Annotated in this window: 8 protein-coding genes; 6 read left to right on the top strand and 2 right to left on the bottom strand. The window is 72.0% G+C overall.

Annotated elements, in window-relative coordinates; all coding sequences use genetic code 11:
* Positions 1-100: 100 nt before the first annotated feature.
* The 6 genes from ACFVXE_RS17040 (at position 101) to ACFVXE_RS17015 (ending at position 12,450) form a co-directional block, all read left to right on the top strand.
* Complete coding sequence (locus ACFVXE_RS17040; RefSeq protein ID WP_389671929.1) at positions 101-3,697, top strand: FHA domain-containing protein; 3,597 nt, start codon at positions 101-103, stop codon at positions 3,695-3,697.
* Positions 3,698-3,979: 282 nt separating this feature from the next.
* Complete coding sequence (locus ACFVXE_RS17035; RefSeq protein ID WP_389671928.1) at positions 3,980-5,344, top strand: ABC transporter substrate-binding protein; 1,365 nt, start codon at positions 3,980-3,982, stop codon at positions 5,342-5,344.
* A gap of 4 nt (positions 5,345-5,348) precedes the next feature.
* Positions 5,349-6,734: a carbohydrate ABC transporter permease gene (locus ACFVXE_RS17030; protein ID WP_389671927.1), complete on the top strand. Its 1,386-nt coding sequence runs from the start codon at positions 5,349-5,351 to the stop codon at positions 6,732-6,734.
* Positions 6,731-7,648: a carbohydrate ABC transporter permease gene (locus ACFVXE_RS17025; protein WP_389671926.1), complete on the top strand. Its 918-nt coding sequence runs from the start codon at positions 6,731-6,733 to the stop codon at positions 7,646-7,648. The genes ACFVXE_RS17030 and ACFVXE_RS17025 overlap by 4 nt, the downstream gene beginning before the upstream one ends.
* A 180-nt stretch (positions 7,649-7,828) precedes the next feature.
* Positions 7,829-10,156, top strand: coding sequence for a CDP-glycerol glycerophosphotransferase family protein (locus tag ACFVXE_RS17020; RefSeq protein WP_389671925.1), 2,328 nt, complete (start codon positions 7,829-7,831; stop codon positions 10,154-10,156).
* Positions 10,157-10,242: 86 nt separating this feature from the next.
* Positions 10,243-12,450 carry a CDP-glycerol glycerophosphotransferase family protein gene (locus ACFVXE_RS17015; RefSeq protein ID WP_389671924.1) on the top strand — a complete coding sequence of 736 codons (2,208 nt, stop codon included), beginning with the start codon at positions 10,243-10,245 and terminating at the stop codon, positions 12,448-12,450.
* A 26-nt stretch (positions 12,451-12,476) separates the two neighbouring features.
* On the opposite strand, the gene ACFVXE_RS17010 is transcribed toward ACFVXE_RS17015, so the two are convergent.
* Entirely contained in the window at positions 12,477-12,851 is a 375-nt protein-coding gene (locus ACFVXE_RS17010) for a hypothetical protein (protein ID WP_389671923.1), read from the bottom strand.
* 82 nt (positions 12,852-12,933) lie between these two features.
* Positions 12,934-14,451: a methyltransferase domain-containing protein gene (locus tag ACFVXE_RS17005; protein ID WP_389671922.1), complete on the bottom strand. Its 1,518-nt coding sequence runs from the start codon at positions 14,449-14,451 to the stop codon at positions 12,934-12,936.
* Between the last annotated feature and the right edge of the window lie 23 nt (positions 14,452-14,474).

The following is a 14,474-nucleotide window of genomic DNA, read 5'->3' as shown; positions in this document are numbered from 1 at the left end:
GTGACGACTCCGTACCGGACGACGCGTCCGTGCCGGGTGGGGGGAATCACAGGGCGTTTCCCCTGCCGGGCACCCCGCGCAGAAGGGACCGCTGACGGCGATGCAGATCCGGCTGACCGTCCTCGCGCCGCGCAGCGGCCAGACCCCGGCACGCGCCTGCGACGTGCTCGTCACCGCCCCCGCGGGAACGGCACTCGCCACCGTGGCCTCCAACCTGGCCGCGGCCGTCACCGGGCCCGACGGCTCGCTCGGCGGCGGTGCGGTGGTGCTGTTCGCCGGGCGTGAGCGGCTCGACGGGCAGCGGTGCGCGCTCGGTGAGCCGCCGCTGGTCGACGGGGCGGTGCTCTCGCTCCAGGCACCCGGTGCGGACGAGACCGTGGACGACGCCGCTCCGGCGCAGCTTCATGTGGTCGCGGGACCGGACGCGGGCGGCGTCCACCTGCTGCACGGCGGACAGATCCGGATCGGCCGCTCCGCCGACGCGGACGTCCCGCTCGACGACCCCGACGTGTCCCGGCTGCACTGCGCGGTGACGGTCTCCGAGGACGGCAGCGTCTCGGTCGCCGACCTGGGTTCCACGAACGGCACCTCGCTGGACGGTACGGATGTCGGTGGCCGCCCGGTGCGGCTGAAGCCCGGTGCGCTGCTGCGGCTCGGCGAGTCCACGCTCCGGCTGACCTCGGGCTCGCGTTCACCGGCGCTGGCGACGGCACCGGACGGCGAGGGTCATCTGCGGGTGGCGCGGCCGGCGGCCCACGCCGAGGGCGGGAGCCCCTCGGCGGAGGACGGCTCCGGTCACACCTACAGCGCGGGCTTCGGCCCGGGCCCGGGCGCCGTCCACGAGGGCGGCGCACCGTACGGGCCGGACGAGCGGGGGGCGGCCGGGCGGCCGTCCGGCCGGTTCCCGGACGACGGGGCACCCCGGCGCGGCGGCATAGGGGCCTGGGCGCGCAGGCTGGCGGGGAACCGGGGCGAGCCGGTGCACGAGGCCGCGCCGGACGAGGGCCTGGCCGGTCCGCCGGGCGCGGCCGGCTCCGTGCCACTACCGCGTTCCCCGTACACGTCGTCGCGTCCGGCGGGGACCTGGCCCGATCCGGCGACCGTGCTGCTGACCGCGCTCGGGCCCGGCCCCCGGCTGTGGGAGCGGGACGGTGCGCACCCCGAGGCGCTGGTGGTCCGGCTGGGCACCACCGACCGGGCCGGGATGCCCTCGGTACCGGTGACCGTGGGGCTGCGGGAGGCCGGGTCGCTCGGGCTCGCCGGACCCCGGGAGCGGCTGGCCGGGCTCGCCCGTTCGACGGTGGCGCAGCTCGCCGCGCTGCACTCACCGGCCGACCTGGAGATCGTGCTGATCAGCGCGGACCGCTCCCGCGGCGCGGACGAACGCAGGCGCGCGTGGGCGTGGCTCGGCTGGCTGCCTCATCTGCGGCCCATGCACGGCCAGGACTGCCGGCTGCTTCTCGCGTACGACCGGGAGCAGGCCACCGCGCGCACGGCGGAGCTGGTTCGCCGGCTGGACGACGGTCCGCTCGGCACCGGCTGGGCCAGCGTCGACCGGTACACGGTGGCCGAGGCCGCCGCCCGGTATGCGGGCCCGCACACCGTGGTGGTCGTCGACGGTGACCCCGGGTCCGCGGCGCTGCGCGAGACCACGGCACGGCTGGCCGCCGCGGGCGCCGCGGCGGGCATCCATCTGATCTGTCTGGCCGAGACCCCGGCCGCGTCGCCCACCTCCCCGGTCGCGGCGACGTACGAGGCGGCCTGCCATGCGTCCATCGCCTTCCGCGAGTGCGGGGCTGTGGCCATGCTCAGCGGCGACGTGGCGACGGCACTGCGGCTGCTGCGCACGGCGGGCGGCCAGACCGCGGGTCACGGCACGGTGGCCGCGGTGGACGCGGTCTCGGCCGCCTGGGCGGAGCGGTTCGCACGGGCGCTGGCCCCGTTGCGTGCGGAGGGTTCGACGACGGCTCCGGGCCGCCTGCCGGCAGCGGCGCTCCCGCACTCCGCCCGCCTGCTCGACGAACTGGGCCTGGCCAGGGCCACCCCCGCCTCCCTGATGGCCCGCTGGGCGTCGACGTCGGAGATCCAGCCCGGGGCGACGGTGCGCGGGTCGGGGAGCTGGGGCGGCATAAGCGCCTCCGGTGCCTCCGGCGGTACGGAGGCCTCAGGGGGCCGCGGTCCGGCCCGCACCGCCTACCCGGACGGGGCGGGTCCCCGCGTCGGGGCGCAACGCACGCCCGGAGGCCGGAGCGGCGCGGTACCGAGCGCGCGCCCGCCGGGGGACGACGCCCGGGGGACGGACGAGGGGTACGGGTCGGGGCGCACGGCCTACCCGGGCTTCGAGTCGCCGGAGTCGGGGCGCACGCCGTACCCCGGGACGGCGGACGACACCCACGCGGGTACGTCACGGCTCGGGTCCGACCGTGGCGACGGCCTGTCCGCGACCGGTTCCGGCCGCACGCCGTACCCGGGGGCCGAGACGCACGGTTCCGGCCGCACGCCGTACCCCGGCGGGTCCGCCTCCCTCATCGGCGCGCAGCGTCGCACCGGTGCGCCCGGAGGCGCCCCGGACCCCCGTACGGCCGGCTCCTCGGCCGTCGAGGGTCCCGCGACCGCCCAGGCCGCCGCACCCCCGCCTTCCGAAGCGACCGCCGCCGCCATGGTCGGGCGTCCGGTCGTCGTGCTCGGGGCCGGGCCCCGGGGTTCGCTCAGTGTCGACCTCGCCGACGAGGGGCCCCATCTCCTGATCGAGGGCCCGTCCGGCAGCGGCCGTACCGAGTTGCTGCGTGCCGTGGCCGCGTCCCTCGCCGCCGCCGCCCGGCCCGACCGGCTCGGCATCCTGCTGGTCGACGGAGCCGGTGGTGAACGCGGCGAGAGCCTGCGGCCCTGTACGGAACTCCCGCATGCCTTCACTTATCTGGTGGCCTCAGATCCGGTCAGGATGCGCGAGTTCGCCCAGGAGCTGGGCGGCGAACTGAAGCGGCGGGCCGAACTGCTCGGACCGCTCGACTTCGACGACTGGCACGCCCGGCACGAAGTGGCGCACCGGACGGTCGGCCGTCGGACGCCGAGCGCCGCCGAGCAGCGCGGCGACCTCGACCCGGCCACGAGCGGCACCCTCCGGCTGCGGCCCGCCACCGCACGGTCCGCAGATCCCGGCCCGTCCCCGCTGCCCCGCCTGGTCGTACTGGTCGACGACTTCGACGCGCTGGTCGCACCCGCGCTCGGCAGCCCGGGACGGCCCGCCGCCGGTTCCGTCGTACGGGCACTGGAGGCCGTCGCCAGGGACGGCGGCCGGCTGGGTGTCCACCTGGTAGCGACGTCCGCCCGCGCCGACCGCACGGAGGACACCGAACTGGTACGTGGAGCACGGCTGCGGGTGGTGCTCGACGCGCCCGTCGTGCCGCCCTCGCCGGACCACCCGGTGCCCGGCCGCGGGCGGCTGGGACATCCGGACGGGCGGGTGACGCCGTTCCAGAGCGGCAGGGTCACGGGGCGCATTCCGCGGACCGCGACCCTGCGGCCCACCGTCGTCCCGCTGGAGTGGGAACGGATGGGCGATCCACCGGCCCGCCGCCCGGTCCGGGAGCTGGGCAACGGGCCGACGGACCTGGCGCTGCTGGCCAGCGCACTGGAGCGGGCCGCGCGTTCGGTGAACGCCGAACGGATAGCTCCGCTCACCCCGTACCCCTCCTGAAAGACCCCGCGGCCTGCTGTACCGCCCTCGGCCGTTCCCCCGGTCTCATGGGTGCCGCGCCCCGCGACGGGCCCGCTCCCTGAGGGCCGTCCGGCGACCGCAGGACGGCTGAGCCCACGTCACGAGCCCATCACGATCGATCAGTTGGGGCCGATGGCGGTATTGCGGCACTCGTGCGCCGGGCGTAGGACTGGTGCGCACAGGACGACCTGAAGGGCGAGCGGCACCGCCGGACCGGCGGTCCGCCCGTCCGCGCACGCGCACGGAAGAGACGGGGCAGGGATGCGCACAACGCTTCGGATTCGCAGGGCCGCGATGGTGTTCACCGCCATCGGCGCACTGGCCCTCACCGGCTGCGGTGACGACGGCGGCGGGAAGGAAAAGGCGAACGGAGGCTCCACCGGAGGCAAGGAGACCCCTTCGGGTGTCGCCTTACCCAAGCTGGACGGCGAGAAGCTCTCGGTCGCGGCGGTCTGGACCGGGCCCGAACAGGCCAACTTCATCAAGGTCCTGAAGGAGTTCGAGAAGCGCACCGGGGCCACCGTCACCTTCGTCCCGGCACAGGACCCGATCGTCAACTTCCTCGGCACCAAGATCGCGGGCGGTCAGCCGCCGGACGTCGCGATGATCCCGCAGGTCGGTGCGATCAAGCAGGCCGCGGAGAAGAAGTGGGCCAAGCCGGTGGGCGCCGACGCGAAGGCGCAGCTGGCCAAGAACTACTCGAAGGTCTGGCAGGACCTCGGTGCGGTGGACGGAACCCAGTACGGCGTCTACTACAAGGCCGCCAACAAGTCCCTGATCTGGTACAACGCCAAGGCGTTCGAGAACGCGGGGGCGAGCGAGCCGAAGACCTGGAAGGACTTCCTGTCGACGGCCGAGACGGTCTCCGCCTCGGGTGTCACCCCGGTCTCGGTGGGCGGCGCGGACGGCTGGACCCTCACCGACTGGTTCGAGAACATCTATCTCTCGCAGGCCGGCCCGGAGAAGTACGACCAGCTGGCCCAGCACCGGATCAAGTGGACCGACCCCTCGGTCAAGGACGCGCTGACCACGCTGGCCCAGCTGTTCGGCAAGCCGGCCCTGATCTCCGGCGGCGCCGACGGCGCGCTGCAGACCGAGTTCCCGGCATCGGTCACCCAGACCTTCACCGGCGGCGACCAGCCCAAGGGGGCCATGGTCTTCGAGGGCGACTTCGTCGGCGTCAACATCGCGCAGACCAAGGCGAAGATCGGTACGGACGCCAAGGTGTTCCCGTTCCCGGCGGTCGGCGCCGAGTCCCCCGTGGTGACGGGCGGCGACGCGGCGGTCGCCCTGAAGGACAGCAAGGGCGCCCAGGCGCTGCTGACGTGGCTGGCCTCGGCGGACGCCGCGAAGATCGCGGCCGAGCAGGGCGGGTTCATCTCGCCGAACAAGTCCCTGGACCCTGCCGCGTATCCGAACGATGTGCAGCGCACCATGGCGAAGGCACTGATCGCCGCCGGTGACGCGGTCCGGTTCGACATGTCCGACCAGGCCCCGCAGTCGTTCGGCGGGACGCCCGGGAAGGGCGAGTGGAAGACCCTCCAGGACTTCCTGAAGAACCCGAAGGACATCGCGGGGACTCAAGCCCAGCTGGAGTCCGACGCGGCCAAGGCGTACAAGAGCTGACGGGATGACGACAGCGACAGCGGGGGGCTCCGACGCGGCGCCCCCCGCCGGCAAGCATCCCCCTGAGCGCTCCGAGCGCCCTGACGGAACGCGCCCGAGCAGGAGCGTCACCGGCACCAGGAAGACCATCGCGACGCTGTTCCTGCTGCCCGCACTGGTGCTGCTCGGCGCACTCGTGGTCTATCCGATCGTCTACTCCGTCTACCGGTCGTTCCTCGACCAGGCGGGGACGGGCTTCGCCGGTCTCGACAACTACAAGGCGCTGTTCACGGACGACACCATCCGGACCGCGGTCGAGAACAACGCGATCTGGGTCGTCTTCGCGCCGACGGTCTCCACCGCGCTGGGGCTGATCTTCGCGGTGCTGACCGAGCGGATCCGGTGGGGCACGGCGTTCAAACTGGTCGTCTTCATGCCCATGGCGATCTCCATGCTCGCCGCGGGCATCATCTTCCGGCTGGTGTACGACCAGGCGCCGGAGCGCGGGGTCGCCAATGCCGTCTGGGTGGGCGTGCACGACACGTTCGCCGAGTCGGCCGGGTATCCGAAGGCGCACCCGCTGCCCGTCCACCCGCTGAAGGCGGGCGGCGCCGGGTCGTTCGTCACCAAGGCGCCGGTGCACGCGGGCACACCGGTCCAGTTGCCGCTGGTCGGGGTGGCGCCCGCGAAGATGCCGGCCGATGCCGACCCGGCGAAGGCGGCCCCGGCGCGGTCCGGGAAGGTCACCGGGACGGCGTGGCTGGACTTCACCAGGGGTGGCGGCGGAAAGCCCAACGTCATCGACACCACCGAACTCGGCCTCAAGGGGCTCAAGGTCGAGGCGGTCAAGGACGGCAAGGTGGTCGCCTCGGCGACGGCGGCCGCGGACGGTACGTTCACGCTGCCCGCGTCGGCGGACGGCGCCCGGCTCACCCTCCCCGCCTCGAACTTCAAGGAGCCGTACAACGGGGTCGACTGGCTCGGGCCGACGCTGGTGACACCCGGGATCATCGGGAGTTACGTCTGGATGTGGGCGGGCTTCGCCATGGTGCTGATCGCGGCGGGACTCGCGGGTCTGCCGCGTGAACTCCTCGAAGCGGCCCGGGTGGACGGCGCGAACGAGTGGCAGGTGTTCCGCCGGATCACGGTGCCGATGCTCGCCCCCGTCCTCGCGGTGGTGCTGGTCACCCTGATGATCAATGTCCTGAAGATCTTCGACCTGGTCTTCATCATCGCCCCGGGCTCCTCCCAGGACGATGCGAACGTCCTGGCGCTGCAGCTGTACCGGTCCTCGTTCGGCACGGACGCGGACCTGGGGATCGGCAGCGCCATCGCCGTACTCCTGCTGCTGCTGGTGATCCCGGTGATGATCTTCAATATCCGCCGGATACGGAAGGAGGGGCGCCGATGACCACAGCGCCGACCACGGTCACGGGCACCGGCACCGCCACGAGTACCGGTACGGCGAAGGCCGGGGAGTCCCTCGGAGCACGCCTCGCGGCCCGCGCGGGCGGCGGCGCGATGCGGGTCTTCCTCGTCCTGGTGGGCCTGTTCTGGCTGATGCCGACCATCGGGCTGCTGCTCTCCTCGCTCCGCAGCGCCGACCGGATCGCGGCCACGGGCTGGTGGAAGGTCTTCACCGCACCGTCCGAGCTCACCTTCGCCAACTACAGCCGGCTGCTGGACAACCCGACCATCACCCACTCCCTGTGGAACACGGTGCTGATCACCGTGCCGGCGACGGTCCTGGTCGTGGTGATCGGCTCGCTCGCCGGGTACGCCTTCGCCTGGATGGAATTCCCGGGCCGCGACTGGTGGTTCCTGCTGGTCGTCGGGTTGCTGGTGGTTCCGGTGCAGGTCGCCCTCGTCCCGGTCTCCAAACTCTTCGGCGAGATAGGGATCTTCGAGACGACCTTCGGCGTCATCCTCTTCCACACCGCCTTCGGTCTGCCGTTCGCGACCTTCCTGCTGCGGAATTTCTTCGCGGAGATCCCGCGCGAACTCCTGGAGGCGGCCCGGCTCGACGGGGCGGGCGAGATCCGGCTCTTCACCCGGGTGGTGATGCCGCTGGGCGGTCCCGCGATCGCCTCGCTCGGGATCTTCCAGTTCCTCTGGGTGTGGAACGACATGCTGGTCGCGCTGATCTTCGCGGACTCCGACTCACCACCGATCACCGTCGCACTGCAGCAGCAGGTACGGCAGTTCGGCAACAACATCGACGTGCTGGCGCCCGGCGCCTTCGTGTCGATGGTGATCCCGCTGGCGGTCTTCTTCGCGTTCCAGCGCCAGTTCGTCTCCGGCGTGATGGCGGGCGCGGTCAAGTAGCCGTCACCGCATCCCGGAAGTCCACCGGCCGCGCGTCAACGTGGGGCGGGTCCCGTCACTCGAAACGGGACCCGCCCCACCTGGCATTTCGCACGAATGCCACGTTCGGCGTAACCCTCGCACTCCATCGGCCGTTTGCGGACCACCCGCCCGCGCCAGCGAACGACCCATGGATGTGTTGTGCCCAGGTTCAGTGTCATCGTGCCCGCGTACCGGGTTCAGGCGTATCTGCACGAGAGCCTGGACTCCGTACTGACCCAGTCCTACGAGGACTTCGAGATCATCGCGGTCGACGACCGCTCCCCCGACTCCTGCGGCGCGATCATCGACGAATTCGCCGCCCGGGACAGCCGGGTGCGCGCCCTGCACCTGCCGGAGAACGTGGGCCTGGGCCTCGCCCGCAACGCCGGGATCGCTCAGGCCACCGGCGACTACCTGATCTTCCTGGACAGCGACGACACACTCACTCCCGGCGCCCTGCGCAGCATCGCCGACCGGATCGCGGAGACCGGCGACCCGGACGTCCTGGTCTACGACTACGCCCGCACGTACTGGACGGGCGAGAGCGTGCGCAACAACTTCGCCGAGCACCTCGCCGAGACCGGCCCGGCCACCTTCACGCTCGCCGCCCGGCCCGGGCTGCTGAAGGTCCTGATGGTCGTCTGGAACAAGGCGTACCGCCGCGGGTTCGTCGAGGCCGAGGGGTTCGCCTTCCCGCCCGGCTACTACGAGGACACGCCCTGGACCTACCCGGTCCTGATGGCCGCCGGTTCGATCGCCGTCCTGGACCAGGTGTGCGTCGGCTACCGGCAGCGGCGCCAGGGCAACATCCTCTCCACCACCAGCCGCAAGCACTTCGACATCTTCGACCAGTACGACCGCGTCTTCGCGTTCATCGACGCGCGCCCCGCGCTCGCCGCCTGGCGACCGGTGATCTTCCGCCGGATGCTCGACCACTTCTCGACGCTGTTCACCACCCGCGGCAGGCTGCCGCGCGGCAGCCACGCCGAGTTCTTCCGCCGTGCCCGCGCCCACTGCGGCCGCTACCGCGCCCCCGGCGCCCCCGCCCCGCACCGTGCCCGGCTGCGTCACGGACTGATCCGGGCCGGGGCGCACCGTACGTACCGCGCCCTTTGGTCGGCGCAGCTGGTGCGCGGGCGGCTGCGCCGGCTCTCCGGCGCGGTGCGCCGGGCGGTACGGGCCGCCTCGCTCCAGCTGTACTACCGCGTTCAGCTGCGGCTGCCGGTCCGCGCGGACCGGGCGGTGTTCGCTGCGTACTGGCACCGCGGTTACGCCTGCAACCCGGCGGCGATCGAGGCGAAGGCCCGCGAACTGGTGCCCGGACTGCGCACCTCCTGGATCTGCCGTGCCGAGGACGCCCACACCGTTCCGGCCGGCACCCGGCCGCTCACCCCGGGGACGTACCGCTACTGGCAGGCGCTCGCCCGCTCCAAGTACCTGGTGAACAACGTCAACTTCGACCGGCGGCTGGTGAAGCGGCGCGGCCAGGTCCTGCTCCAGACCCATCACGGCACCCCGCTGAAGTCCATGGGCCTGGACCTTCAGGACCGCCCCGCGGCCGCCCGCGCCATGGACTTCGAGCAGCTGCTCGCCAATGTCGACAAGTGGGACTTCTCCCTCTCGGCGAACCGGCATTCCACGCTCGTGTGGGAGAAGGCCTACCCCTCGGCATCCGCCGGCTGCACGACGCTCGAGTACGGCCATCCGCGCAACGACCTCTTCCGGCGGTCCACCGCCGCCGACGTGGCGCGGCTGCGCGAGTCGATCGGCGTCCCCGTGGGTGCCACCGCCCTGCTGTACGCCCCGACCCACCGCGACTACCGGCGCACCCAGCACCCCGTCCTCGACCTGGAGCGCCTGATCGGATCGCTCGGTCCGGACTTCGTGATCCTGACCCGCGCGCACTACTCGTACGGGGCTCCGCCGGTCCGCCGGACGCATCCGCGGATCATCGACGTCAGCGGTCACCCGTCGGTCGAGGAGGTCGCGCTCGCCTCCGACGCGCTGATCACCGACTACTCGTCGCTGATGTTCGACTACGCCAACCTGGACCGGCCCATCGTCATCCACAGCGGTGACCGGGAGGCGTACGAGGCCGCCCGCGGCACCTACTTCGACCTGCGCTCCTGCCCGCCCGGCGCGATCGTGCACAGCGACGACGAGCTGCTCGACATCTTCGCCACCGGTCACTGGCGCGGCTCCCGCTCCGCGCAGCTGCGGGCCGCGTTCCGGGCCCGGTTCTGTCCGTACGACGACGGGCACGCTGCGGAGCGGGTGGTGCGCCGGGTCTTCCTGGGCGAGGAGGCCGTCGAGGTGTCCGCGTCGGAGCCGCGCCCGGCGCCCGTCTCCGTGCCGGCGCCCGCGACCGATCCGGCGTCCCCCGCCGTCCCGGCCGCTGCCGCGGGCGGCGCGGTCGTGCCGGCGGACCGGCAGGCGGAGCCCGCCGGCCGGGACCTGGCCGGGGCGCGCTCCGTCAAGGGGACCTGATCGCCGGCCCCGTCCCGCCGCCCCGCCCGCTGCCCCTGCTGTCCCGCTGTCCGCCGCCGTGCGCCAGTGACCGAGAAAGAGCGTGTATGCCCCGGCTGAGTGTCATCATCCCCGTCCGTCGCGCCCGCGGACAGCTGCGCGAGTGCCTGGAGTCGGTGCTCTCGCAGTCGTTCGCGGACATCGAGGTGATCGGTGTCGACGACGGGGCACCGGACGGTTCGGGGCTGCTGCTCGACGAGTTCGCGGCCCGGGACGGCCGGATGCAGGTCATCCACCTACCGGCGGGCGAGGGCGTGGGCGCCGCCGGCCGGCGCAACGCCGGGGCGGAACGGGCGCTCGGCGACTACCTCCTCTTCCTGGAGGGAAACTTCGTGCTGCTGCCCGGCGCGCTGCGGGCCGTCGCCGACCGGCTGGATGACACCGGCGATCCGGAACTGCTGCTGTTCGGCCATCACAAACGGCCGTTCCGCGGGCGTCCCCGGCCGACGCGGTCGCTGGAGCTGCTGGGCGAGCTGCCCGCAGGCCCGCTCACGCTCGCCGGGCAGCCGGGACTCCTCGACATCGCCCCGGTCTCCTGGAACCGGGCCGTACGCCGCACCCTCCACGAGTCCGAGAAACTGAGCTTCGGCCCGGGACAGCACGGCGAGCGGATCTACGCCCTCCAGACGCTGGCCGCCGCCGCCTCCGTCGCCGTCCTCGCCGAGGCCTGCGTCGAACACCGTCAGCAGCGCCATCTGCCCGACCTCGCCGACGAGTCGGAGCCGACGGACGGCACCGCACCGCACGAGCTGGTCGAGGCCTACGCCGGGCTGATGATGTTCCTCCGGGACCGGCCGGCCCTGCACCAGCTGCGCGCCCCGCTCTTCGAACGGGCCGGCCAGGAACTCCTGGCCGGATACCCGTCGGTGCGGCGGCGCAGGCGGTACGCACGGGCCGTGGCCGCGTTCCACCGCGCGCACCGGCCCGAGGGGCATCGTTTCCCCCCGGGCGCCAGAGGGCTGCGGCCGCGGCTGCTCGGGGCCGGCCGGTACGCGGCGCTCGGGCTCCTCGACGGGGTCCTCGCCCTGCGCCGGGGGGTGCGCTCCGTGCCCTCCGCAGTGCGCGCACGGGCGAAGCGCACCCTGTCGGCGCGGTACTACTGGTGGCAGCGCAGGCGTCCGCTCGACCGCGAGCTCGCCGTCTACGCCGCGTACTGGAACCGCGGGGTCAGCTGCAATCCGGAGGCGATCTTCCACAAGGCCCGGGAGCTGGCGCCCTCGGTGCGCGGCGTGTGGGTGGTGTCGAAGAAGCAGGTGCCCACACTGCCGTCCGGCATCGACCACGTGGTGCCGGGTACCCGCCGCTACTGGAGGCTGCTGGCCCGCGCCACGTACTTCTTCAACAACGTCAACTTCCCCGACCACCTGGTCAAACGCCCCGGTCAGATCCACGTGATGACCCACCACGGCACCCCGCTGAAGATCATGGGCCTGGACCAGCAGGAGTATCCGGCGGCGGCACAGGGGCTGAACTTCGACCGGCTGCTGCAGCGGGTCGACCGCTGGGACTGGAGCGTCTCCGCCAACCCGCACTCCACGGAGGTGTGGTCCCGGGCCTATCCGAGTGCCGCGCGCTCACTCGAATCGGGCTACCCGCGCAACGACGTCCTCGCCACGGCGACAGCCGGGCGGATCGCGGAGATCCGGGCCGGGCTCGGTGTCCGTCCCGGGCAGCGCGCCGTCCTTTACGCGCCCACGCACCGCGACTACGAGGCGTCGTTCACCAGCCGGATCGACCTGGAACGACTCACCGAGGCACTCGGACCGGAGACCGTGATCATGGTCCGCGCGCACTACTTCTACGAGGGTGCGGGGCTGCCGGACCGTCCGACGCTCATCGATGTCTGCGACCATCCGCGGATCGAGGAGCTGTGTCTGGCGGCGGACGCCCTGGTGACGGACTACTCGTCGGTGATGTTCGACTACGCGGCGCTGGACCGCCCGATCGTGGTGCACGCCCCGGACTGGGAGACGTACCGCACGGTCCGCGGAGTCTGCTTCGACCTGCTGTCCGGAAAGCCCGGCGACACCCCGGGCGCGGTCTCCCACAGTACGGCGGAGCTGGCCCGGATCTTCCTCGACGGCAGCTGGGACAGCCCGGAGAACGCGGCGCTGCGGGCGGCGTTCCGGAGCAGGTTCTGTCCGTACGACGACGGGAACGCGGCGGAACGGGTGGTACGGAAGGTTCTGCTGGGAGAGCGGACCGGTCCGGGCCCGTCGTCCGGCTCCGGGTCCGCGGTCGCCGGACGGGCTTGATCCGCCGCGCCCGTCCGGCTGCGGACTCAGCGTTGCTGGCCCGCCATGACCGTGACGAGCCCGACGACCACGAGCAGTGAGCCGCCCCAGGTCCACATCGAGGTGCGCTCGTGCAGCACGGTCGATCCGGCCAGCACGATCAGCAGATAGCCGAGCGCGTTGAACGGGTACGCGATGCTCAGCGGCACCTTGGCCAGCGTGGCCATCCAGGCGACCGCCGAGACCGCGAAGACGACCAGGCCGAGGACGACCCACGGGCTGGTCGCGGCGCGCATCGCGAGGGAGCCGCCCTCGCGGCCGGCCGTGGCCGCGGCACCCTTCATTCCGTGCTTGAGCATGATCTGCCCGCCCGCCGAGGCGAACACGGCGGTCAGGAGCAGCATCAGACTGGGCAGGGTCAAGGCGTTGCTCCTGACTGCGACGGCAGGCGGTGGCCCGGCAGGCCGTGAGGGGGCGGGCACGGAGGCGATGACAGCCTCGTTCTCAGACCTCGACCCGGTCGGCAGGGACGTACTGTCGGTTGATGATGTCCTGAACATCGACGTGCTCTCCAGCGATGATCGTCTCGGCCGCATGCGGGGTCAGCAGTGCGACGTGCTGATATCCGAACAGCGTCGGCCGGATCCGGGTCAGCAGCTTCGACACCCCGCCCAGCAGCGCGGCGACGAAACCCCGGCCACCGAGCAGGGTCCAGAACGGCGCCCCGGTGGAGGCGAGGTCGAGGACGTCGTAGCCCGCGTTCCGGACGGTGCGGCGGAGGCTGGCCCGGGTGAAGAAACGCAGATGCGTCTCGTCGAGGATGCCGCGCCGGTCGTAGTCGAAGATTCCGAGTGCGACCCGCAGCCGTGAGTACCAGTGGCTGAAGTTCGGTACGGAGAGCAGCACATGGCCGCCCGGCCGCAACACGGTCGCCACCTCGGCGAGGACGCGTTCGGGGCGCGAGAGGTGCTCGATGACATCGCCGGCGACCACATAGTCGAAGCCGCGGCCGATCTCGGCGGGCAGCCCGTTCTCCAGATCGGCGAGGTGGAAGTGCGTGCACTTCTCACGGACGCCGGGCACCTCGACGAAGTCGACGCCGGTCACCTCGTGGCCGAGTGCTTCGAGCCGCTGCGCGAACAGGCCGCCGGAGCAGCCCAGGTCGAGGACCCGTCCGGGCGGCAGCGTCCGCATCCGCTCCAGGATGAAGGCGTGCGAGGAGCCGTCGCCCTCCTTGAAGGCGTACTCGACGGGCTTCGGGATCCAGGCGCAGGTGCCGAACCCTTTGACGGCGAGACGGTATTCGAGGACGTCCTTCACGACGTCCTTCGCGTACTTCACGCCGTTGACGTAACAGATCTCGTCGCCGTAGTACGTCGGTACGGGGATCTCCTTGATCCGCATGCCTTCGTGGAGCAGCTGCACGATGATCTGCGTGTCGAAGTCGAACGCGTCGGTGTTCCGGTCGATCGGCAGTTTCTTGAGCGCCGCGACACTGTAGGCGCGATAGCCGGAATGGAATTCGGTGAGCTCCGAATCGAGAAGTCCGTTCTCCAGCCGGGTGAGGATGCGGTTGCCGAGCCATTTGTACACGGGCATACCGCCCTTGAGGGCGCTGCCGGACTTCATCATCCGTGATCCGAACACGGCCTCGCATTCGCCGCGTTCGATGGGCGCGACCATGTCGGGAAGGAATTCCGGGGCGTACTGGCCGTCGGCGTGCAGCAACACGATGATGTCGAGACCGTGTTCGGCGGCCAGCGCGTATCCGGCCTTCTGATTTCCGCCGTAACCGAGGTTCTTGGTGTGCCGCATCACGATGGTCCGGGGCAGCCCCTGTGTCTGCGACCAACGGCATCCGGCGGTGAAGGTCGCGTCATGGCTCGCGTCGTCGAGAATGAGGACCTCGGAGATCCGTGACCGGAAATCCTCCGGAATCCGGTCGAGGGTGCTCTCCAGCGTCGTCTCGGCGTTGTACGCGACCACCAGGATGCCGATCCTGGGGCTCGTGCTTTCCTTCACGGGGAGTTCTCCAGTCGTGCTCG

The organism is Streptomyces sp. NPDC058231 (assembly GCF_042882275.1).
Classification (GTDB): domain Bacteria; phylum Actinomycetota; class Actinomycetes; order Streptomycetales; family Streptomycetaceae; genus Streptomyces.
Note: the sequence above shows the minus strand (reverse complement) of the source record. Positions and strands in the feature narration are given on the sequence as shown.